This window comes from Rathayibacter sp. AY1D9 (assembly GCF_002932395.1).
Lineage (GTDB): Bacteria > Actinomycetota > Actinomycetes > Actinomycetales > Microbacteriaceae > Rathayibacter.
Genome location: NZ_PSVQ01000019.1, coordinates 38,819 through 60,172, shown reverse-complemented (window position 1 = coordinate 60,172; position 21,354 = coordinate 38,819). Strand labels below are relative to the sequence as shown.

Below are 21,354 nucleotides of genomic sequence, written 5' to 3'. Positions count from 1 at the left end.
GGCGGCGGGGGGCGCGGTCGTGGTGGCGGGGTCCGTGGTGGTGCCGGTCATGCGCGTGCCGCCCCGTAGACCTCGTAGGCCCCCGTGACTCCGCCGCCCACCGGCACGGAGGCGCCCGCGCGGCGCAGCACCGCCTCCAGCGCCGCCAGGGTGGTCAGCACCGCGTCCGTCCGGGCGTTGTAGCCCATCGTGCCGATGCGCCAGACCTTCCCGTGCAGCGGCCCGAAGGACGTGCCGATCTCGATGCCGAAGTCGGCGAGCATCTCCCCGCGCACCGCATCACCGTTCACGCCCTGCGGGATGCGCACCGCGACGACGTTCGTCATCTTGTGCCCGACGTCGCCGAACACCTCGAGATCGAGGCCGCGGACTCCGGCGAGCATCGCCGACCCGTGCAGCGCGTGGCGGGCGACCGTCTCGTCCAGGCCCTCCTCGACGACGATGCGGGCGCACTCGCGCGCGCCGTAGAGCATCGTGGTCGCCTCGGTGTGGTGGTTGAGGCGGCGCGGCCCCCAGTAGTCGAAGATCATCCCGAGGTCGAAGTAGTTGGAGCGGACGCGGCGGGCGCTGACAGTGTCGCCCTCGTCGCGGATCCCCGCCTCGATGCTCCTGCGCGACTCGATCACCGCGACGGCCTTCTCCGAGAAGGTGACGGGAGCCGATCCGGACGGGCCGCCCAGGCACTTCTGGAGCCCCGCGGTGACCGCGTCGAGCCCGAGCTCGTCGGTCGCGAAGGCGTTGCCCGCGAGGGAGGCGGTGACGTCGGTGTAGAAGAGGGCGCCGTGCTTCTCGCAGAGGGCGCCGAGCTCCTCCAGCGGCTGCGCCATGGAGGTCGACGTGTCGCCGTGGACCACGGCCAGCATCTTCGGCTTCACCCGGGCCAGGGCCTCGGCGATCGCCGACACGGGGAAGACCTGCCCCCACTCGGCCTCGATCACGTGCACCTCCGCGCCGCAGCGCTCCGCGATCTCCCGGAGGAGGTGCCCGAACCGCCCGAAGACCGGCACGAGCACGCGGTCGCCCGGCTCCAGCATCGAGACCAGCGCAGCCTCGATGCCCGCACGGCTCGTGCCGTCGACGAGCATCGTCTTCTCGTTGCGGGTGCGGAACACCTGCCGGTACAGCTCCTGCGTCTCCGTCATCGTCGCCGTCATGAACGGGTCGTACTGCCCGACCAGCTGCGCCGACATCGCACGCAGGACGCGCGGGTCCGCGTTGATCGGGCCCGGCCCCATCAGCAGGCGAGGCGGCGGATCGACGGGGAGGAACGGTGCGGGCGCGGTCATGAGCCACCTCTTCACGAGCGGGAGAGAAACAGTCGTTTCACCCGGAGAGCCTATGCGACGGACGTTTCGCCGGTGTTTCGCGGTGTGGCGGGGGTCGAGATTCTCGACAGACGCTCCTCCACAGACGTCTTCCGGAAGCGGGTTCTCCCGATCGGACGCACCTGCGGCCCGCGTGTCGGTGGTCGCTGGTTCAATACGGGTAGGGCGGACGGGATGCGGCAGGGACTCGAGGAGGTCCGCGCCCTCGGCGACCGCGCGGCGCTGCTCGCCCGCTCGGCGGCTCCGCTCCACCTCGCCTCCGCCGAGGCGCTGCACGAGGCGTACACGGCTGCTCTGCGTCGCCCGGAGGCGTTCGCGCGCGGCGGGTCTCCCGCCGAGTCGCGCGACCTCGTGGAGCGCTCCGTCCGGGCCGAGCTCGCCGTCGCACTCGCCGTGTCCGAGCGTGTGGCCGCGCGCGAGCTCGAGCACGCCCGTCTGCTGGTCGACCACCTGCCCTGCACGCGCGCCGCGCTGGCCGAGGCGCGGTTGCGCTGGGAGGCGGGGCAGATCATCTGCGGAGTCGCGGCCACCCTGCCGCCGGCCACCCTCCCGGAGTTCGACGAGCGCGCCGCGGGACTGGCCGCCTCGATGACGCCGACCCAGCTGCGGCGACGCCTCGCCCGGCTGCGGGACGAACTCCACGAGAGTCCTCTGGCCGACCGGCACGCCCGCGCTCGGGAGGACCGGTCGGTCCGGGTCTCGCCCGAGCAGGACGGCATGGCCACGCTCTGCGCGACCCTCCCCGCTCCGGCAGCGTTCGGTGCGCTCGCGCGGCTCGACCGGATCGCCCGCGCCCTCCGCGACGGGAGCGGTGCAGCGGAGAAGCGCACGCTCGCGCAGCTGCGGGCCGACGCCCTGGTCGACCTGCTCTGCGACGGCGACGTGTCCGGCACGGCGCCGGGCGACGAGCGTCCGCGCACGTCCGCTCGCGGCATCCGGGCCGAGGTGCGTCTGACCCTCGCCGCGAGCACCGCGGCCGGGCAGGACGAGACCCCCGCGGAACTGGACGGCTACGGCCTCATCCCGGCCGGCGTCGCGCGCGAGCTCCTCGGAGCCGACTCGGCCGTCACCCCGGTGCTCACCCATCCGAGCACGGGCGCCGTGGTCTCCGTCGGACGCACGCACCGCCTCCCTCCCCCGCGGATGCGCCTCGCCCTCCAGCTGCGCGACCGGACATGCCGCTTCCCCGGCTGCACCCGGCCCGCGGCGACCGCCGAGGCCGACCACACGCTCGAGTGGCGTCACGGAGGCGCCACCGCCCTCGACAACCTGGCGTCGCTCTGCGTCGCCCACCACCACGTCCGCCACGGCGACCGCTGGACCTACACGCTCCACCCCGACGGATCGGCCGACTGGACCACCCCCACGGGCCGCCGCGTGGTCACTCGTCCACCCGATCCGCCCGCGCCGCCAGCCCCGCCGCAGCGCAGGCCGAGCTTCAGCGATGCGCCGCCCCCGTTCTGACGGCGGAAGGAGCCGCGCTCCTGCGGGCATGCTCCAGCGCGTGCTCCAGCGGGCGTGCTCGTGCACGCCCGCTCGCGCCGCGCGGGTCCGAGCCGGCGGCCTGTCTCAGCCGAGGGCCGAGCCGTGGAAGACGGTCGTCCGACGCGCCCGCCGACGAACCGGTCCACCGAGCCCGCACTCGCTGCACCCGGGCTCGTTCCACCCTCCGGGCTCGGCGCCCCTGCTCACCGCTGAGATCGCACTCGAGGACAGCGGTCAGCGCAGCGACTCGGCCACGACGGCGCAGCTTCCGCCTCGGATCCACGACGAGGGACGGAGGGACGGAGCGACGGAGGGACGGAGCGACGGAGCGACGGAGGGACGGAGGGACGGAGCGAGAGAGAAAGAGAGAGGGAGAGGGAGAGGGAGAGGGAGAGGGAGAGGGAGAGGCGGCGAGCGGGAGAACGGGTCACGGCGTCCGCCCCGATTCGCGACGAGGGAGAGAACGAGCTCCGGGCGTGGCCCCTCTCAGAGCATGCCGGCCAGCTCCAGCAGTGCGAGATCCGACCCCCGCGGTCCCACCAGGCAGAGCCCCACCGGAGCGCCGCCGACACTCGACCGCGGCACCGACAGCGCCGGATACCCGCCGATCCCGGCGACACAGGTCAGGCCGAGCGTCGCCGTCCGCGCCGCGTCGATCGCCTCGGCCGACGCATCGAGGGCCGGCGCCACCGACGACGTCGACGGCAGGAGGAGCACCCGCCCCTCGAGCGCACGGTCGAGCGCCTCCCGGAACCCCGCGACCCGCGCCCGTGCGGCCGCCTCCGTCTGCTCGTCGACGAGCGAGGCCGCGTCGAAGCGCGCCTGCACGTCCGCCGCCAGCACTCCCGGATGCGCCGCGACCCACGAGCCGCTCGACCGCCACGCCTCCGCCGCCTGCACGAGCCGGAACGCCTCGAGCATCTCCGCCACGGGGGGCAGCTCGACCTCCTCGGTGCTCATCCTCCCGACGGCCGATCCGAACGCCGCCCGGACGGCCGCGTCCACTCCGCCCAGCAGTGCCGGCGCCACCGCGAGACTCCGCACCGGCGGGCCGGACGGCAGGCAGACCTCGGCCACCCGCCTCAGCGTGCCGAGGTCCCGCGTCAGCCACCCGACGGTGTCGAAGCTCGGCGCCAGCGGCAGCAGCCCCTCGACGGGCACTGCACCGTGGGTCGTCCTCAGCCCCCACAGGCCCTGGTAGGAGGCGGGTACCCGGATCGATCCCGCGGTGTCGGTCGCCAGCCCGACGGCTGCCTGCCCGAGCGACACGGCGGTCGCCGGTCCGCTCGACGATCCGCCCGGGATCGCTCCGGGCACGGCCGGATTGGGCGGCGTCCCGTAGCCGGAGTTCCGGCCGGCGATGCTGTAGGCGAACTCATCGGTCTGAGCGATCCCGCGCACCGACGCTCCCGCTGCGAGCAGCTGCGCGACGGCCGGAGCGGTCGCCGCCTCGATCGGCGCGGAAGCGAGGCGGGCCGGCACTCCCGCGCCGATCCGCTGGCCCTCGATCGCGAAGAGGTCCTTGACCGCGACGTCCAGTCCGTCGAGGGTCCCGGAGCCGGCGGCCGGCACGAGCGGCGCGCCGACGGCCCGCCAGACACGGGGGTCCAGCGCGGGCGAGGGCGCCTGCACCTGCGCGGCGCGCACCCTCCAGGTCCCGCCCTCGCGCGACCACAGCTGCGTGACGAGCCCGCGCCCGCCACGGGCCGGAGCGTTCACGCTGACCACGAGCGCCGTGTCCGCATCGACCGCCCGCACGTGCAGCTCCATCAGCTCCCGCACCGGCGCCCCGCCGCGACGACCCCGGAAGCCGGTGATGACCGCGTGGCCGACGAGCAGTCCGGAGGCGTCGCCCCGGAGCGTCGTCGGCGCGTCCACGAACGCGTCGGCGAGCGCCGCGACGTCGTCAGCCCCGAGCGCCGCCTCGTACGCCAGAACCGCGTCCACCACCCCGTCCGGCAGGTCACCCTCGAGCGTCGTCACCCGCGGGTCAGTCATCGAAGTCGGCCGTCCGGACGCGGGCGTGCACGCCCTTCACCAGGTCGACGACCTGCGAGATGTCGAAGTCGGTCGCCGCGCTGAGGTAGGCGTAGGCGTGAGCCGGGTCCATCCCGTAGCGGGCCGCCAGCAGCGCGATGGCCGCGCGGACGCACTTCTGCACGGCGACGTCCAGGTCCTCGTCCATCCCGGTGGGCACGAGGAACTCGCCGGTCTCCCCCATCGGCCCGAGCAGCTCCCCGAACGCCGCGATCGCCTCGGCACGCGGGACGACCTCCAGGCGCACCCGGACGCGCAGGCTCGCCTCCATCGCCGTCAGCGCCACCTCGCCGTCGCCCTGCGCGAAGTGGGGATCGCCGACGTACGCGAGCGCGCCCGGGACCTGCACGGGAAGGTAGAGGCTGGTTCCGGCGGTCAGCAGTGCGATGTCGATGTTGCCCCCGTGCGCACCGGGCGGCACGGAGTGCGGGCGCTCCTCCCCTGCGACGGCGACGCCCATGATCCCGAGGAACGGCCGGAGCAGGAACCGGGCGGCCCGCTCCCCTCCCGGCACCAGCGGGATGACGCCGCGGAGACCGCCCTGCGCGTCCTCGTCGACGCGCGCGAAGACGCTGAACGGCCCCTCCTGCAGCGGGTACTCGCCCGGCAGCGCCCCGCGGCCGTGCCGGTTCGAGACGACTCCGTACGGCACGCGCGGCTCGGCCTCGAGGAGGGTCATCCGGAGCAGGTCCCCCGGCAGCGCTCCGTGGACGGCGATCGGCCCCGTGACCACGTGCGGCCCGTCCGTCTCGCCGTCGCGGAACGGCCCGTCCGCGGCGAGCGCGACCGCGTCGCGCAGCACCCCCTCCGGAGCGACACCGTGGCGGCCGAAGAAGGCGACCGGATCGCGGCCCTGATCCTCCAGCACGCCCTCGTGGCTGAGCGTGTCGATGACGACCTCGGCCCCCGAGTCGACGGTGAGCACGGGGGCGTCCGCCGCGCACGGCAGGCGCCCCCACAGCACCGAACCCGGCTCGGCCGGCAGGTAGTCCACCCCCGGCGGCACTCCCTCACCGGGCTGCACCGCCCACTCCGTCCACCGCATGCGCGTCCGCCTCCCGCGCGGCCCGTCCGCGCCGTCCGACCCTAACCGCGCCGTGTTTCGAGCATGTGCACGCGTGTGCCACGATTCTCCAGACCCGCCCCCGACGACAGGACTCCCGTGTTCCGACGCCTGCGCACCCGCTCCGAGGGCGCGACCCTCGGCCTGATGCTCGCCCTCACCTTCTCGACCGGCATCATCGACGCCGTCGGGTACCTCGGGCTCGACCGCGTCTTCGCCGGTAACATGACCGGCAACGTCGTCATCCTCGGCATGGCCCTCTCCGGCGCGGCCGACCTGCCCGTGGTCGGCCCCCTGATCGCGCTGGGCGCCTTCATGATCGGCGCCGTGATCGGCGGCCGGGTGCTCCGCCCGGTGAAGAAGGGCTGGACCTCGCGCTCGACCTGGCTCTTCGCGGTGGTCGGCATCCTGCTCGGCGTCCTGGCGATCGTGCTCGCGGTCGTGCCTGAGCACCCCGAGCCGCTCGCATTCACCGTCACCGGCGTACTGGGCGGGGCGATGGGCCTCCAGGCCGCGACCGCTCGCCACCTCGCCGTCAAGGACGTCACGACGGTCGTCGTCACCTCGACGATCACGGGCCTCGCTGCGGACTCCCGCCTGGCGGGTGGTTCCGGTCAGCCGTGGTTCCGCCGCGCGGCGGCGATCGTACTGATCGCCGCGGGTGCCGGAGTCGGCGCGCTCGCCCTGCTGGTCGGACTCTGGCTCGGCCTGGCGATCGCCGCCGTCATCACGCTCGTCGCGACGCTGCTGGGCGAGCTCGTCGTCCACTCCCGGTACGCTCCGGCACCCGCCGACGCCGCCGCCTGAGGCGGCGCCTCCCGGCGCGTCAGCGCGGCAGCTGCTGGCAGTGCGGGCAGAGGTGCGAGGAGCGGTTCATGAACGGCACCCGCACGATCGCCTCGCCGCACCGGGCGCACGGCTTCCCCGTCTGCCCGTAGGCGTGCAGGCTGTGCGAGAAGTAGCCGGAGGCGCCGTTCACGTTCACGTACTGCGCATCGAAGCTGGTGCCGCCCTCGGCCAGCGCCCGCTCGAGCACCGAGCGCACCTCGGCGAAGAGGCGGCGGATGCGCGCCTCGCCGAGCGACGAGCTCGGCCGCTCCGGGTGCAGCTCCGCCGCCCACAGCGACTCGTCCGCGTAGATGTTCCCGATGCCGCTCACGAGCGTCTGGTCGAGCAGCGCCCGCTTGATCCCGCTGCTCCTCCTCGCCAGCGATGCGACGACCGAGCCCAGGTCGAAGGAGGGGTCGAGCGGATCGCGGGCGATGTGCGCGACCTGCGAGGGCACGGCGCGCAGCCAGCCGCCTCCGCGGACCTCCTCGCCCGCGTAGCCGCCCGGCGCTCCGTCCGGGGTCGGCACCAGAGCGTCGACCGCCATCGAGCCGAAGATCCGCTGGTCGACGAAGTGCAGGGCGAGCTCGCCGTGCTCGGGGTGCTCGATCCCGATCCGGATGCGCGCCAGCCGCGGCAGCGCCGCATCCGCCGTGCGCAGCAGCACCTGGCCGCTCATGCCGAGGTGCACCAGCAGCGCCTCGTCGCGGCCCGCGGGCAGCCAGAGGAACTTCCCGCGCCGCACCGCCGCTTCGAGCCGGCGCCCGACGAGCAGGCGCTCGAAGGTCCCGTGCGGATGCACGTGCCGCTTCAGCGAGCGCTCGTCGACGATCTCGACGCCGGTCACCAGCGAGCCGGTGACCGCGGGAGCGAGACCCGCCCGCACCACCTCGACCTCGGGCAGCTCGGGCACGGTCAGTCCGAGACCGCGGGAGCGGCGGGTGCGCCGGGGGCCGCCAGACGCGTCCACGCGTCGAGCGCGGCGGCCATCTCGGCCGCCTTCTTGCTCGTCCCCTCGCCGCGGGCCGTGACGAGTCCGCCGACGATCACGGTGGCGACGAACACCTTGTTGTGGTCGGGGCCGGTGGCGGCGATCTCGTAGCGCGGGGCCGGCGCACCGCGCTCGGCGGCCGCCTCCTGCAAGCTCGTCTTCGGATCCATCGAGACGCCGAAGCGGAGCGGATCGGCCCGCAGAGGGGCGATCAGGCGCAGCACCAGGTCGCGGGCCGCGTCGGGCCCGGTTCCCAGGTAGACGGCGCCGATGATGGCCTCGACGGTGTCGGCGAGGATCGACGCCTTGTCGCGGCCGCCGGTCAGCTCCTCGCCGCGTCCGAGGCGGAGGAACTCGCCCAGGCCGATGCCGCGGGCGATCTCGGCGAGCGCGACGGTCGAGACGAGGCTCGCCCGGCGCTTGGCCAGGTCGCCCTCGCTGAGGGCGGGGTACTCGGTGTAGAGCATGACGGTCACGGCCTGCCCGAGGATCGAGTCGCCGAGGAACTCGAGGCGCTCGTTGTGCGGGATGCCGCCGTGCTCGAAAGCGAACGACCGGTGCGTCAGGGCGAGCTCGAAGAGCTCACCGTCGAGGCTCACGCCGAGCGTGGCCTCCAGACGCGACCGGTCGTCGCTGGAGGGTCGTGCGGAGGTCTGGTTCACCATGGACCGCGGTCCGTTCGTCGAGGGGCGGTGCCCCGCGCCGTGCGGACCAGGAGCGGGATCAGACGTCGGCGACCTTGCGGCCCTTGTACTCGAGGAACAGCGCGGTGCCCGCGGAGTCCTCGACGACCTTGGCGCGGTGGGGAAGGCTGTAGACGACCTTGCCGTTCTCGATGGTCTTGACGAGGGTGGGGACCTCGGCCTTCCACTGCGAACGACGGGCGTGGGTGTTCGCGCGGGACTTCTTCCTCTTGGGAACAGCCATGATTCTCTCTTCTCTACCTCTAGTCGGATTCGGTGCGGGCGGTCGCGCCCTCACCGCTGTCTGCGGAAGCTCCGGGCGCTGCGGCCCCGCCGTCCCCCTCGCTCAACCCTGCGAGCGCGGCCCACCGGGAGTCGCGCGGCGCCTCGGGTTCGGGCGTGGAGGAATCGGCCAGCCGCTCCCCCGTGACGGGGTCGAGGCCCGGACAGTCCGGCCGGCAGACCGGCTGGAACGGCAGCGACAGAACCACCGCATCCCTGACCAGAGGTTCAAGATCCACGTGGTCGTCGTGAACCTCATAGTCGAAAGCTTCGTCAGAAGAGTACGCGAAAAGTTCCTGGAACTCGACATCGACAGGCAGGGAGATGTCGGTCAGGCACCGGCTGCACTCGCCGTCGGCCCTCGCCGACACCTCGACACTGGCCAGGATCCCCTCGTGCACGGACTCGAGCCGGACGTCGAGATCGACGGCCGATCCCTTGCGGACCGCGACGATCCCCTCGCCGAACTGCTCCGGCGCCTCGAGCTCGAGGCGGTGCTCGCGCATCTCGCCCGGCCGCCTCACGAGGTCGCGCACGTTCACGGTGAACGGCGTCTTCTTGAAAATAGTCACGAAGGTCCAGCCTACCCCTCCCGGCCCCCTCCGGGGCCGGGAGGGGGCCGGGAGGAGCCGGGAGGGGCGGAGTCCGGGCTCAGGCGCCGCCGGCCTCCAGCGTCACGTCGATCGGCGCGTAGTCGGCACCGCTCGTGTCCACTCCCTCGTCGGCGAGCTCCGCGAGCGCCTTCTCGATGTACTCGTTCGAGTAGGCGGTGGCGGGCGGGTCCGCGCTGATGATCGTCGCGCCCGTCTCGTTCTCCGTCTCCTTCGCGATGTCGACCGTCTGCTGCCACGCGGCCTCGTCGATCATCCCGACGCCGCTCGTCGAGGGCCAGATCAGCTTGTTGACCTCGTTGGTCATCCAGAGCTGGTGGCTGGTGCCGAGCGTGGATCCGGCCGCGGTGACGATGTCGGCCGCCGCCTGCGGGTCGTCCTTCGCGAAGATCCAGCCCTTGATCGAGGCCTTGATGAAGGCGACCGTCTGCTCGGCGTACGCGTCGTCGTCGGCGAGCCTGCCCGCGTCCGCCCAGATCGCGTCCTGGAGCATCGCGGTCCCGATGTCGTTCCAGCTGATGACGTTCAGGTCGTCCGGCTGGTACAGCTCGCCTGTGGCGGGGTTCACGGTCTCGAGGACCTGGGCGTACTCGTTGTAGGTCATCGCCTGGGCCGCGTCGATGTCGCCCGCGAGGAAGCCGTTCATGTCGAACTGCTGCTGCACCAGCGAGATGTCGTCGAGGGAGACGCCGTCCTTCTGCATGCCGGCGAACAGCTCCCACTCGTTGCCGTAGCCCCAGCTGCCCACGCTCTTCCCGGCGAGGTCGGCGGGCGAGGTGATCCCCTTGTCCTTGAAGGAGATCTGCGTGGTGGCGCTGCGCTCGAAGATCTGCGCGACGTCGGTGATCCCGGCCCCCTGCTCGATCGAGCCGAGGACCTTGGGCACCCAGGAGATGGCGTAGTCCGCGTCGCCCGAGGCGAGCACGTCCTGGGGGACGATGTCGCCGCCTCCCTCGGCGATCGTCACGTCGAGGCCCTCGTCCTCGTAGTAGCCCTGGTCGAGCGCGGCGTAGTACCCGGCGAACTGCGCCTGGGCCACCCACTGCAGCTGCAGGGTGACCGGCGTGAGGCCGCCGGAGCCGGAGTCCGACCCCGGGTCGGAGCCGCCGGAGGCGCTGCAGCCGGTGAGCGCGAGGCCCACGGCCGCGAAGGCGGCGGTCGTCGTCAGGGTGATGCGGGTGCGTCTGGTCACGGGTCCTCCTGGTGCGGTCTGCGGGGTCGCCGGTGCGGCGCGCCCCGTGGTGAGGCGGTGCAGGTGGTGCTGTGGTGCAGGTGGCGCTGATGATGCGGGCGGTGCGGATGGTGCGTCGGGTGGAATCGGGAATCGGGAATCGGGAGGATCGAGGAGGGTGCGGGGACGCGCGGCGCCGCGCTCAGCGCAGCCGGCTGCGGCGCAGCGCGAACGCCTCGAGCGCGGCCGTCACGCAGTAGAACGCGAGGCCGACGAGCACAGCGCCCAGGACGTAGGCGTAGGCGAGCGCGTAGTCGCTGCCCGAGGCCGCCGTCGTGATCGACTTGCCGAGCCCGCCCACGGGTCCGCCGAAGTACTCGGCGACCAGCGCCGAGATCACCGCGAGCGAGGAGGCGATGCGGAGCCCCGTGAAGACGTAGGGCACTGCTCCCGGCAGCGTGATCGTGCGGGCGGTCTGCCAGGGGGTCGCCGCGTAGGCCTTCAGCAGGTCGCGGTGCACCGGAGCGGCCTGCCGCAGCCCGCGCAGCGTCGTCACGTACACCGGCACGAACACGGCGAGCGCCGCGACGAGCTGCCTCGCGGTCTCGGCGTTCGCTCCGAACATCGTGTAGAGCACCGGAGCGAGGGCGACGATCGGCACGACGGCGGCCGCGGCCACGATCGGCGCGACCAGTCCGTCGAAGACCCGCGCGAGCGCCGAGAGCCCGGCGACCACGACCGCCAGCACCGCGCCGACCAGCAGGCCGACCAGCGCGTTGCGGCCGGTCACCGCGCTGCCCTCGGCGACGGAGCCGAGGTTCGCGGCGAACTCCCGTCCAATCGCCAGCGGCGACGGGAGCACGAACGGCTGGATCGCCAGAGCGGTGACCCCGGCCTGCCAGAGCAGGACCGCGGCGATCCCGAGCACGACCGGCGCGACCACGCTCCGCGCCAGCGCGGTCGTGCTCACCGGTTCTCCACTCCGCGCGGCACGGCGGCGGGATCCCCGTGCAGCAGCTCGCGCACGGCGCTCACGTCGCGGAAGAACGCCGTGTCCTCCCTGACCGCCGCGTCGCGCTCGGATGCTCCGGGGAGTCCGACCGGGAGGACGTCGCGGATCCTGCCCGGCCGCGGCGACATCACCACGACGCGGTCCGAGAGGAACACCGCCTCCGGGATCGAGTGGGTGACGAAGACGACGGCGGCGCCGGTCTCGCGCCGGATCCGCAGCAGCTCCGTCTGCATCCGCTCGCGGGTCATCTCGTCGAGCGCCCCGAACGGCTCGTCCATGAGGAGCAGGCGCGGGCTCTCGGCGAGCGCCCGCGCGATGGCGACGCGCTGCTGCATCCCGCCGGAGAGCTGGTCCGGGTAGGAGTCGGCGAAGTCGCCGAGCCCGACCAGCGCCAGCAGCTCGTCGACGCGCGAGCGCCGGGCGGTCGCGGCGATGCCGTGCAGCTCCAGCGGCAGGGCGATGTTCGCCCGGATCGTGCGCCACGGCAGGAGGCCCGCCTGCTGGAACGCGATCCCGTAGTCCTGGTCGAGCCTCGCCTGCCGGGCCGTCTTGCCGAACACGGCGATCGAGCCGGAGTCCGGCTCGTCGAGGTCGGCGATCAGCCGCAGCAGCGTCGACTTGCCGCAGCCGGACGGGCCGATCAGCGAGACGAACTCCCCCGCGGCCACCTCGAGCGAGACGTCCTGGAGCGCCGTGACGCTCGCGGCGCGGGCGGTGGTGAAGGTCCTCGTGACGGAGTCGACGACGACCGCGGATCCTGCAGGGCTCATGCGGGCTGCTCCCCTCGGCGGTACGGACGGAGGAGGGTGCCGAGCAGGGCGACGGCGCCGGCGGCCGCGAGGCCCACCAGCACCGCCCCGAGGATCGGCGCCCAGGGCTTGGCGGGGTCGCCTCCGGCAGCGGAGGCGAACTCGATGATCATTCGGCCGATCCCGCCGCGCAGGCCGATCGAGACCTCGGCGACGATCGTGCCGACGACGGCGCTGACCGCTCCGAGCCGGAGGGCCGGCAGCAGGTAGGGCACGCTCGCCGGGAGCCTCAGGCGCACCAGCGTCTTCCACCAGCCGACGCCGTAGACGTGCATCAGCTCGACCTGGTGGGCCGTCGGCGAGCCGAGCCCGCGGAGCGCCCCGATCGAGACGGGGAAGAACGCGAGGTAGGAGGCGATCAGGGCCACCGACATCCAGTTCTCCCAGGTCACCGGTCCGAGCTCGAGCTGCGACCCCCAGCGCCGCACCAGTGGGGCGATCGCGATCAGGGGCACCGTCTGGCTCAGCACGATCCAGGGCAGCACCGCCGACTCCGCCGTGCGGAACCGCTGCATCAGGAGAGCCAGGAGCAGCCCCACGACCGTGCCGACGACCCAGCCGACCGCGGCGATCCCGAGCGAGAAGGCGCTCGCCCCCACGACGGCCGACCAGAGCGCCGGGGCGTTCCGCGCTCCGGTGACCGGCTCGCCGAGCCGGGCCGCGATCTCCCAGAGGTGGGGCATCGCGATGGCGCTCGTGCGCGGGAGCACCGTGACTCCTCCGACGACCACCCCGGCCTCGGGCCCGAGCGCCTTCCAGCCCTCCCACACCAGCGCGAGCAGGAGCAGCCCGGCGGCGCCGAGCACGAGCCCGCGCGCGAGGGCCGGTCTCATGCGCGGGCCACGATGTGCTCGCGCAGCTCCGGGATGATCCGCTCGCCGTACACGCGCAGCGTCTCCTCCTTGTTGTCGTGCTGGAGGTAGCCCGCGAACTGCGTCACGCCGATGTCGGCGAGCGCCCGGAGCTTCTCGACGTGCTCGTCCGCCGTGCCCAGCACGCAGAAGCGCTCCACTATCTCGTCCGGCACGAAGGCGGTGTGGCTGTTGCCCGCGCGGCCGTGCTCGTTGTAGTCGTAGCCCTCGCGCCCGGCGATGTAGTCCGTCAGCGCCTGCGGCACCGCTCCGGAGGCGCCGTAGCGGCCCACGATGTCGGCCACGTGGTTGCCGACCATCCCGCCGAACCAGCGGCACTGGTCGCGCATGTGCTCCCGGTCGGTGCCGACGTACATCGGCGCCGCGACGCAGAACTGCAGCGACTCGGGATCCCGGCCGGCGTTCGCCGCCGCCTCCTTGACGGCGCCGATCATCCAGCGCGCGATGTCCACGTCGGCCAGCTGCAGGATGAAGCCGTCGCCGACCTCGCCCGCGAGCTTCAGGGCGAGCGGGCCGTAGGCGGCCACCCACATCTCCAGGGACGAGCCCCGGCTCCACGGGAACTGCAGCGTCTGGCCGTTGTACTCGACCGGACGGCTGTTGGCGAGCTCGCGGATGACGTGGATCGACTCCCGCAGCGTCTTGAGCGTCGTCGGAGCTCCTCCAGTCACCCTCACCGCCGAGTCGCCGCGTCCGATCCCGCACACCGTGCGGTTCCCGTACATCTCGTTGAGCGTCGCGTGCAGCGAGGCGATGACCGTCCAGTCGCGCGTGGCGGGGTTGGTGACCATCGGGCCGACCGTGATCCGGTGCGTCCTCTCGAGGATCTGCGAGTAGATCACGTAGGGCTCCTGCCAGAGCAGGTGCGAGTCGAAGGTCCACGCGTAGTCGAAGCCGTGCGTCTCCGCGAGGACGGCGAGCGCGACGGTGCGCGAGGCGGGCGGGTTGGTCTGGAGGACGACTCCGAAGTCCATGGGGTTCCTTCTGCTCGATCAGGTGCTGGCTCGGATCGGGTGCCGGCTCAGATCAGGTACTGGCTCAGACCGCGCGGGATGTACGCCCCGTCGCCCTTCGTGCCGACGTAGGAGCCGTCGTCGACGACGACCCTGCCGCGGGAGATCACCGTGTCGACGTGGCCGTCGATCTCGAAGCCCTCCCAGGCCGAGTAGTCCATGTTCATGTGGTGGCTGCGGCCCTCGCCGATCCCGATCGAGGTGTGCCCGCTCGGGTCGTAGACGACGACGTCGCCGTCGGCCCCGGGCTGGATGACGCCCTTCCTCCCGTACATCCCGAACATCCGCGCCGGGGTGGTCGAGGTGAGCTCGACCCAGCGCGGCAGGGAGATCTGCCCCGACACCACGCCCTGGTACATCAGGTCGATCCGGTGCTCCACCGAGCCGATGCCGTTGGGGATCTTCGAGAAGTCGCCGATCCCCATGTCCTTCTGGCCCTTCATGCAGAAGGGGCAGTGGTCGGTCGAGACCATCTGGATGTCGTTGGTGCGCAGCGACTGCCACATGTGGTGCTGATGCCCCTCCGCCTTCGAGCGCAGCGGCGTGGAGCACACCCACTTCGCGCCCTCGAAGCCCGGAGCGCCGAGCTGCTCCTCGAGCGAGAGGTAGAGGTACTGCGGGCAGGTCTCGCCGAAGACGTTCATGCCGCGGTCGCGGGCCTGGGCGATCTGCTCCACCGCCTGCTTCGCGGAGACGTGCACCACGTACAGCGGCGCGCCGGTGAGGTCGGCGATCATGATCGCCCGGTGCGTCGCCTCCTCCTCCGCCTGCCAGGGGCGAGAGGTGCCGTGGAAGTACGGCGCGGTGTTCCCGGCGGCGAGGGTCTGCTTCACCAGTTCGTCGATGAGGGCGCCGTTCTCGGCGTGCATCATCATCATCGCGCCGTTCTCCGCGCCCTTCTGGAACGCCCGGAGGATCTGCCCGTCGTCCGAGAGGAACACGCCCTTGTAGGCCATGAACAGCTTGAAGCTGGTCACCCCCTCGCGCATCAGCTCGTCCATCGCGACGAGCGAGGAGTCCTGCACGTCCGAGAGGATCTGGTGGAAGCCGTAGTCGATCGCGCAGTTGCCGGCCGCCTTCTCCTGCCACGCCTGGAACCGGTCGACGACGCTCTCGCCCGGGTACTGCACCACGAAGTCGACGATCGACGTCGTGCCGCCCCAGGCCGCGGCGCGCGTGCCGGTCTCGAAGGTGTCCGAGGCGGAGGTGCCGCCGAACGGCATCTCCATGTGCGTGTGCGCGTCGATCCCGCCCGGGATGACGTACTTGCTGCGCGCGTCGATCACCCGGTCGACGTGGGCCGCCAAGTCGAAGCCCAGCAGCGTGGAGCCGGGGGCGAGGACGGCGGCGATGGTCTCGCCGTCGATCAGGACGTCTGCGGCTCCGGTGCCGGTCGCGTTGACGACCGTCCCGCCGGTGATGAGGGTCTTCATCGGTCTTCCCCGTCTCGGTCTGCGGTCACGGCTTCGGGATGCTGGTGTACGACTCCGGCCGGCGGTCCCGGTAGAACTGCCAGTCGTCGCGCATCTCCTGCACCATGTCCATCTCGAGGTCGCGGATCAGGATCTCCTCGGCCTCGCCCGAGCCCCGCTCCCCGACGAACTCCCCCCGCGGATCGATGATCTGGCTGGTGCCGTAGAAGTCGACCGCGAGGTCGCCGTACTCGTTGTCCTCCCGGCCGACGCGGTTGGGCTGCAGCACGAAGTAGCCGTTCGCCACCGCGGCCGCCGGGCCCTCGACCTCCCAGAGGCGGTTCGACAGGCCGGGCTTGGTGGCGTTGGGGTTGAAGACGAGGTGGGCGCCGTTCAGGCCCAGCTCCCGCCAGCCCTCCGGGAAGTGGCGGTCGTAGCAGATGTGGACGCCGACCTTGCCGACGGCGGTGTCGAAGACCGGGTAGCCGAGGTTCCCGGGCCGGAAGTAGAACTTCTCCCAGAAGCGGTCCAGGTGCGGGATGTGGTGCTTGCGGTACTTGCCGAGGATCGTCCCGTCGGCGTCGACCACGACCGCGGTGTTGTAGTAGACGCCGGTCTGCTCCTCCTCGTAGATCGGGAGGATCATCACCACGCCCAGCTCCTTCGCGAGGGCCGCGAAGCGCTGCACGATCGGCCCGTCGGCGGGCTCGGCGTAGCGGTAGTACTTCTTGTCCTGGGTGATGCCGAAGTACGGGCCGTAGAACAGCTCCTGGAAGCAGACGATCTGCGCGCCGTCGGCTGCGGCGTCCCGGGCCATCCGCTCGTGCTTGTCGAGCATCGACTCCTTGTCGCCGGTCCAGGTCGTCTGGGTGATCGCTGCGCGGACGATGGTCATCGGTACCTCCATGCTCGGGCGTCCCTGTCCGGCTCCGGTGTGCTCCGCCGGGCGGGGCGGAGCCGGGGACGTGGACCCACTGTGGTCCCCGCCGGGCCCGAAGGCAATGACGGACCGTCCGGCTCCGGGGACAGGGCTTCATCGTCGGGGTTCGACGTTTCCCCGGTGTTTCCGGCGCGGATCCGCAGCATTAAGGCTCGCCGGGGGAGGAATCCGTCGGTGCCGCTAGCGTGGGCGGATGCGCATCACGATCCTGGCCGGAGGCGTCGGCGGCGCCCGCTTCACCTCGGCGGTCCGCGAGCACCTCCGCGATCTCGAGGCCGCCGGCGGCGAGGCGAGCGAGATCACCGTCGTCGTCAACACCGGCGACGACATGTGGCTCACCGGCCTCAAGGTCTGCCCCGACCTCGACTCGATCACCTACGCGCTCGGCGGAGTGAACGACACGGAGCGCGGCTGGGGGCGGGCCGGCGAGAGCGAGCGGGTCTCGGCCGAGCTCACCGCCTTCGGTGTCGGCTGGCCGTGGTTCACCCTGGGCGACCTCGACCTCGGCACCCACATCGCCCGCAGCTCGATGCTGCGCGACGGCCTCACCCTCTCGGAGGCGACCGCCCGGATCACCGCCCGCTGGCCGCTGGGGGTCCGCCTGCTGCCGATGTCGGACCAGGACGTCGAGACCCACGTCGAGGTCGAGCTCCCCGGCGAGGGCGTGCGGCTCCTCCACTTCGAGGAGTGGTGGGTGCGGCTGCGCGCGTCCGCGCCCGCCCGCCGGTTCGTCCAGCAGGGGGTGGAGAGCGCCCGCCCCGCCCCGGGCGTGCTGGAGGCGATCGCCGACACCGACGCGGTGCTCGTCGCCCCCTCCAATCCCGTCGTCTCGATCGGCACGATCCTCGGCGTCCCCGGGATCGCGGACGCCCTCCGCCGGACCTCCGCACCCGTCGTGGGCGTCTCCCCCGTCATCGGAGGCGCGGTGGTGCGCGGCATGGCCGACGCCTGCCTCGCCGCGATCGGCGTCGAGACCTCCGCCGAGGCCGTCGGCCGGCACTACGGAGCCCGGAGCGGGGGCGGCCTCCTCGACGCCTGGCTCGTCGGCGAGGAGGACGCGGACGCGGTCCCGGCGCTCGAGTCGGCGGGGCTCCGCGCCCGCTCCGTGCCGCTCTGGCTGACCGGCCGGGACACCTCCGTGCGGCTCGCCGCCGACGCTCTCGCCGCCGCGAGGGGCTGAGCGGAGCCTCCTCCCGGGGCCGCGCACCGCGTGTCGCAGCGCGGATGCGGTCACGCCTCCCACGGGGCGCCCCGTTCCCTTGTACGGTCGGAGGCGGACGAACTCCCCGATTCACCCCCGCATCGGATCCGGAGCCACTCGGTCGCGCGCCCGACCGCGTCCTCACCACGTCTCCGAGCCCTGCGGAACCGCGTGCCGTCCCGTCAGGAGGACACCATGGAGCCCAGCTCGAGGATCAGCACCGAGCGGATCGAGCCCGACATCGTGGTGATCCGCCCCGTCGGCCGGCTCGACCTGTCCACGGCGTGGGAGCTCGAAGCGGTCCTCCAGCGCGCGCTCGAGGCGGGAGAGGTCCGCGTGGTCGTCGACCTGGCGGCCGTCGAGTTCCTCGACTCGTCCGGGCTCGGCGTCCTCGTCGCCGGACTCAAGGAGGCGCGGAAGGCGGGCGGCGAGCTGCGCGTGGCCGCCGCCGGCGAGCAGCCCGCCATGGTGCTCGGCCTGTCCAACCTCGACCGCCTGCTCGGGAGCGCCGAGACCGTCGAGGAGGCCTACCGTGCCTGAGCGCTCCTTCGTCGTGCGCACGCCGCCCGAGGACGGCGTCACCGCCGTCCACGAGGCGCTCGAGGAGCTGTGGCTCGAGGAGCCGGGCGTCGCGCCGGTCGACCGGATGTCGTTCGAGACCGCGCTGGTCGAGCTGACCTCGAACATCGTCCAGCACGCCCGGTCGTACCGGCACATCATCTGCCTGGTCGAGATCCGCGTCGACGCGACCGAGCTGCGCGCCTCGCTCAACGACTCCGCCGAGGAGGCGCCCGCCGAGGTCGCCGACCCCCGCGACATGCCGGACGAGTGGGACGAGGCAGGCCGCGGGATCCCGTTCATCCACGCCCTCGTCACCGAGTTCTCCTACCGCCGTGTCGACGGGCAGAACCTCTGGGCACTCGCCCGGACCCGCACGTGAGCGAGCCGACCGAGCGCGCCCGCCTCGCCGCGATCGCCGAGCTCGGGATCGGCCTGAGCACCCCCCAGGAGCGCTTCGACAGGATCACCCGCATCGCCCGCCGGCTCCTGCGCGTCCCCCTCGCCGAGATCAACATCCTCGAGGAGTCGACGCAGTTCACGAAGTCGCCCCAGCGCTCGGCGCGGGCGAGCAGGATGCTGCGCGCCGACTCGATGTGCGACGTCACGGTCCAGCAGGGCGACATCCTCGTCGTCGAGGACGCCACCGCCGATCCGCGGTTCGCCGACCGCGGAGTCGTCACCGGATCCCCTCACGTGCGCTTCTACGCGGGCCGCCCGCTCGTCGTGGGGGACGGCCTCCGCGTCGGCACGATCTGCATCATCGACAGCGAGGTGCGCGGCTTCTCGGAGGAGGAGCGCGAGATCCTCGAGGACCTCGGCCGGTGGGCCGAGCGGGAGCTGCGCGAGATCGCCTTCTCCGGACGCGCGAGCGAGACGCAGGAGCGGCTCCGGCCCCAGCGCCTCGACCTCGGCGAGTGGAGCCTCGACTCGCTGACCACGCCGCTGCACGACGTCGCCGGCGACTACACGGCGTGGCGTCGCAGCGGGGACGACCTCTCCCTCGAGCTGGTCGACGTGATGGGCAAGGGGGTGTCGGCGGCGATCGTCGCCTCCGCGATCCGCTCCGCGTTCCAGGCGCGGCCGGAGCTCCCTCCCGCGGCAGCCGTCGAGGCCGTCAACCGCCAGCTCCTGCCCGATCTGACAGCGACCGGGATGTTCGCGACCGCGCTGATCGCCCGGGTCGACCTCGCGAGCGGCGCCGTCGCGTTCGTGGACAGCGGCCACGGCCTCACCCTCCTGCTGCGCGCCGACGGCACCACGGAGCGGCTCGCCTCCACCGGCGTCCCGCTCGGCATCGCCGCCGACGTCTCCTGGGAGGAGGAGCAGCGCGTGCTCGCCCCCGGCGACGCGCTCTTCTCCTGCAGCGACGGCCTGCTCGACGTCTTCGGCGGGCGCCTCGACGCGCTCGACCGTCTCGCCGAGCTGGTGCGGAGCAACGACGACCCCGCTCTCTTCGAGCGTCTGCATGCTCTCGCAGACGACGCGCACGACGATGTGACAGCGTTGGTGCTGCGGCGCTCCGCAGCGCCCGCCCCCTCCTGATCCTGATCGAAAGGACCTCCCCCATGCCTGGTGCACTCGTCCTCGCCGGCGGCGGCCTCGCCGGAATCGCCTGGGAGCTCGGCGTCCTCCGCGGCCTCGCAGACGCCTCCCCCGAGGCGGCCCGCCTCCTGCTCGATCCGTCGACGACCTTCATCGGCACCTCCGCGGGCTCCGCGGTCGCCGCGCAGCTGAGCACCGGCACCGGCCTCGACGAGTCGTACGAGGCCCAGCTCCAGGAGGAGTCCGCCGAGATCGGAGCGGACGTCGACGGTGAGCGCCTCCAGGCCCTCTTCGCCGCGGCCGTCGAGGGCGCGACCTCGCCCCAGGACGCGCGGCGCCGCATCGGCACCCTCGCGCTCGAGGCCGAGACGCTCCCCGAGGACACCCGCCGGGCCGTCATCTCGGCCCGCGTGGGCGACGCCGACTGGCCCGAGCAGCGTCTGCTCATCACCGCGGTCGACACGGCCACCGGTGAGCTGCGCGTGTTCGACCGCGAGAGCGGTGTCGGCGTCGTCGACGCGATCTCCGCCAGCTGCGCCGTCCCCGGGGTCTGGCCTCCCGTCAGCATCGACGGCGTCCGCTACATGGACGGCGGCGTCCGCTCCGGCAGCAACGCCGACCTCGCCGCGGGAGCCGACTGGGTCCTGATCGTCACTCCGCTGCCCGGAGTCGGCACGCCCGGCGCGGGCCTGATCCCGACCGGCGAGCTCGACGCCCTCGCGGACTCGCGGGTCGAGGTGGTCTACGCCGACGAGGAGTCGGTGCGCGCCTTCGGCCCGAACTCGCTCGACCCGGCCGTCCGCGCCGCCTCCGCCCGCGCCGGACGTGCTCAGGGCGCCCGGCTCGCCTCGCGGATCGCCGCGCTGGTCGGCGCCGAGTAGCCGGTCTCAGCGCCGCACGCTGTAGCGCGTGAAGACCGTGCCGTCGGCGAAGCGGTGCTCCTCGCGCAGGTCGAGGCGCGCATGGAACCCGCACGGGAGGAAGTGGGTCCCGCCGCCCACCGCCACCGGCACCGTGTAGACCTGCACCTCGTCGACGATCCCGGCGAGCAGCGCGTGCCGGGCGAGGGTCGGCCCGCCGATCGAGACGTCGTGGTCGGCGGCGCTGACCTGCGCGGCGACGACGACCGGGTCGAACCCGCCCTCGACGCGGGTGCGGCGGGTCTCGGCCGACTCCAGCGTCGTCGAGTACACGACCTTGTCGGCCGCCCGCCACATCTCCTGGAAGTCGCGGATGAACGCGAACTCCTCCGCCAGTGCCCAGGTCTGCTCCCACGCGCGCATGACCTCGTACATGCGCCGCCCGTACAGGTACGTGCGCACCCGCCCCTCGCGCTCCGTGATGAAGCGGTGCACGGCGGGTCGCGGCTCCGCCCAGGCGAATCCGCCGTCCGCGTCGTTCACGTAGCCGTCGAGCGACGCGATCGAGCTGTAGATGAGCGCGCCCACGTCGGCCTCTCTCCGTGGCCGGCTTCGGGACCGCCCACGGGCGCGACCGTAGGCCTCCCGCCTCCGTC

The 21,354-nt window shown here is 72.8% G+C and carries 22 protein-coding genes; 7 read left to right on the top strand and 15 right to left on the bottom strand.

Going from position 1 to position 21,354, the window contains the following annotated elements; translation table 11 throughout:
* Positions 1–47 precede the first annotated feature (47 nt).
* Positions 48–1,286: an alanine--glyoxylate aminotransferase family protein gene (locus C5C50_RS09800; RefSeq protein ID WP_258067724.1), complete on the bottom strand. Its 1,239-nt coding sequence runs from the start codon at positions 1,284–1,286 to the stop codon at positions 48–50.
* A 213-nt stretch (positions 1,287–1,499) separates the two neighbouring features.
* On the opposite strand from C5C50_RS09800, the gene C5C50_RS09795 reads away from it, so the two are divergent.
* Positions 1,500–2,789 (top strand): HNH endonuclease signature motif containing protein, encoded by a 1,290-nt coding sequence (locus C5C50_RS09795; protein ID WP_104273350.1) that lies wholly within the window; start codon positions 1,500–1,502, stop codon positions 2,787–2,789.
* 507 nt (positions 2,790–3,296) lie between these two features.
* On the opposite strand, the gene C5C50_RS09785 is transcribed toward C5C50_RS09795, so the two are convergent.
* A complete protein-coding gene (locus tag C5C50_RS09785) occupies positions 3,297–4,808 on the bottom strand; it encodes an AtzH-like domain-containing protein (RefSeq protein ID WP_104273348.1) in 1,512 nt (503 codons plus the stop codon).
* On the bottom strand, positions 4,801–5,892 hold the full coding sequence (locus C5C50_RS09780; RefSeq protein ID WP_104273347.1) for an acetamidase/formamidase family protein: 1,092 nt from the start codon (positions 5,890–5,892) through the stop codon (positions 4,801–4,803). The genes C5C50_RS09785 and C5C50_RS09780 overlap by 8 nt, the downstream gene beginning before the upstream one ends.
* Before the next feature lie 117 nt (positions 5,893–6,009).
* Here C5C50_RS09780 and C5C50_RS09775 point away from each other — a divergent pair, with 117 nt between their 5' ends.
* Positions 6,010–6,717: a YoaK family protein gene (locus C5C50_RS09775; protein WP_308470741.1), complete on the top strand. Its 708-nt coding sequence runs from the start codon at positions 6,010–6,012 to the stop codon at positions 6,715–6,717.
* A gap of 19 nt (positions 6,718–6,736) precedes the next feature.
* On the opposite strand, the gene mutM is transcribed toward C5C50_RS09775, so the two are convergent.
* From mutM to C5C50_RS09720, 11 genes are all read right to left on the bottom strand, one after another.
* Positions 6,737–7,651: a bifunctional DNA-formamidopyrimidine glycosylase/DNA-(apurinic or apyrimidinic site) lyase gene (gene mutM / locus C5C50_RS09770; RefSeq protein ID WP_104239601.1), complete on the bottom strand. Its 915-nt coding sequence runs from the start codon at positions 7,649–7,651 to the stop codon at positions 6,737–6,739.
* Between the two features lie 2 nt (positions 7,652–7,653).
* Complete coding sequence (gene rnc, locus C5C50_RS09765; RefSeq protein WP_104250952.1) at positions 7,654–8,394, bottom strand: ribonuclease III; 741 nt, start codon at positions 8,392–8,394, stop codon at positions 7,654–7,656.
* Positions 8,395–8,452: 58 nt separating this feature from the next.
* Complete coding sequence (gene rpmF, locus C5C50_RS09760) at positions 8,453–8,656, bottom strand: 50S ribosomal protein L32 (RefSeq protein WP_104223482.1); 204 nt, start codon at positions 8,654–8,656, stop codon at positions 8,453–8,455.
* A 19-nt stretch (positions 8,657–8,675) separates the two neighbouring features.
* Positions 8,676–9,266 carry a DUF177 domain-containing protein gene (locus C5C50_RS09755; RefSeq protein WP_104273346.1) on the bottom strand — a complete coding sequence of 197 codons (591 nt, stop codon included), beginning with the start codon at positions 9,264–9,266 and terminating at the stop codon, positions 8,676–8,678.
* Positions 9,267–9,345: 79 nt separating this feature from the next.
* The gene (locus C5C50_RS09750; RefSeq protein ID WP_258067723.1) at positions 9,346–10,497 is read right to left on the bottom strand and encodes an ABC transporter substrate-binding protein; all 1,152 of its coding nucleotides are present in this window, start codon (positions 10,495–10,497) and stop codon (positions 9,346–9,348) included.
* A gap of 181 nt (positions 10,498–10,678) precedes the next feature.
* Positions 10,679–11,446 (bottom strand): ABC transporter permease, encoded by a 768-nt coding sequence (locus C5C50_RS09745; protein WP_104273345.1) that lies wholly within the window; start codon positions 11,444–11,446, stop codon positions 10,679–10,681.
* Positions 11,443–12,258: an ABC transporter ATP-binding protein gene (locus C5C50_RS09740; RefSeq protein ID WP_104273344.1), complete on the bottom strand. Its 816-nt coding sequence runs from the start codon at positions 12,256–12,258 to the stop codon at positions 11,443–11,445. Before C5C50_RS09740 ends, C5C50_RS09745 begins: the two co-directional genes overlap by 4 nt.
* Positions 12,255–13,130, bottom strand: coding sequence for an ABC transporter permease (locus C5C50_RS09735; protein WP_104273343.1), 876 nt, complete (start codon positions 13,128–13,130; stop codon positions 12,255–12,257). Before C5C50_RS09735 ends, C5C50_RS09740 begins: the two co-directional genes overlap by 4 nt.
* Complete coding sequence (locus C5C50_RS09730) at positions 13,127–14,143, bottom strand: TIGR03842 family LLM class F420-dependent oxidoreductase (RefSeq protein ID WP_104269252.1); 1,017 nt, start codon at positions 14,141–14,143, stop codon at positions 13,127–13,129. The genes C5C50_RS09735 and C5C50_RS09730 overlap by 4 nt, the downstream gene beginning before the upstream one ends.
* A gap of 47 nt (positions 14,144–14,190) precedes the next feature.
* Positions 14,191–15,615: a dihydropyrimidinase gene (hydA, locus tag C5C50_RS09725; protein WP_104273342.1), complete on the bottom strand. Its 1,425-nt coding sequence runs from the start codon at positions 15,613–15,615 to the stop codon at positions 14,191–14,193.
* A 25-nt stretch (positions 15,616–15,640) separates the two neighbouring features.
* Entirely contained in the window at positions 15,641–16,489 is an 849-nt protein-coding gene (locus C5C50_RS09720; RefSeq protein ID WP_104238196.1) for a nitrilase-related carbon-nitrogen hydrolase, read from the bottom strand.
* A 238-nt stretch (positions 16,490–16,727) separates the two neighbouring features.
* Between C5C50_RS09720 and cofD the strand changes: the two genes are divergently transcribed.
* The 5 genes from cofD to C5C50_RS09695 all read left to right on the top strand — a co-directional run bounded on the left by cofD (position 16,728) and on the right by C5C50_RS09695 (position 20,719).
* A complete protein-coding gene (gene cofD, locus C5C50_RS09715; protein ID WP_104260989.1) occupies positions 16,728–17,714 on the top strand; it encodes a 2-phospho-L-lactate transferase in 987 nt (328 codons plus the stop codon).
* A gap of 216 nt (positions 17,715–17,930) precedes the next feature.
* A complete protein-coding gene (locus tag C5C50_RS09710) occupies positions 17,931–18,275 on the top strand; it encodes an STAS domain-containing protein (protein ID WP_104223474.1) in 345 nt (114 codons plus the stop codon).
* Positions 18,268–18,675 carry an ATP-binding protein gene (locus C5C50_RS09705; RefSeq protein ID WP_104223473.1) on the top strand — a complete coding sequence of 136 codons (408 nt, stop codon included), beginning with the start codon at positions 18,268–18,270 and terminating at the stop codon, positions 18,673–18,675. The genes C5C50_RS09710 and C5C50_RS09705 overlap by 8 nt, the downstream gene beginning before the upstream one ends.
* A complete protein-coding gene (locus C5C50_RS09700; RefSeq protein WP_181127411.1) occupies positions 18,672–19,838 on the top strand; it encodes a PP2C family protein-serine/threonine phosphatase in 1,167 nt (388 codons plus the stop codon). Before C5C50_RS09705 ends, C5C50_RS09700 begins: the two co-directional genes overlap by 4 nt.
* Before the next feature lie 23 nt (positions 19,839–19,861).
* Positions 19,862–20,719, top strand: coding sequence for a patatin-like phospholipase family protein (locus tag C5C50_RS09695; RefSeq protein WP_104273341.1), 858 nt, complete (start codon positions 19,862–19,864; stop codon positions 20,717–20,719).
* Positions 20,720–20,725: 6 nt separating this feature from the next.
* Here C5C50_RS09695 and C5C50_RS09690 read toward each other — a convergent pair whose 3' ends face one another.
* A complete protein-coding gene (locus tag C5C50_RS09690) occupies positions 20,726–21,286 on the bottom strand; it encodes a dihydrofolate reductase family protein (RefSeq protein ID WP_104226668.1) in 561 nt (186 codons plus the stop codon).
* Positions 21,287–21,354 lie beyond the last annotated feature (68 nt).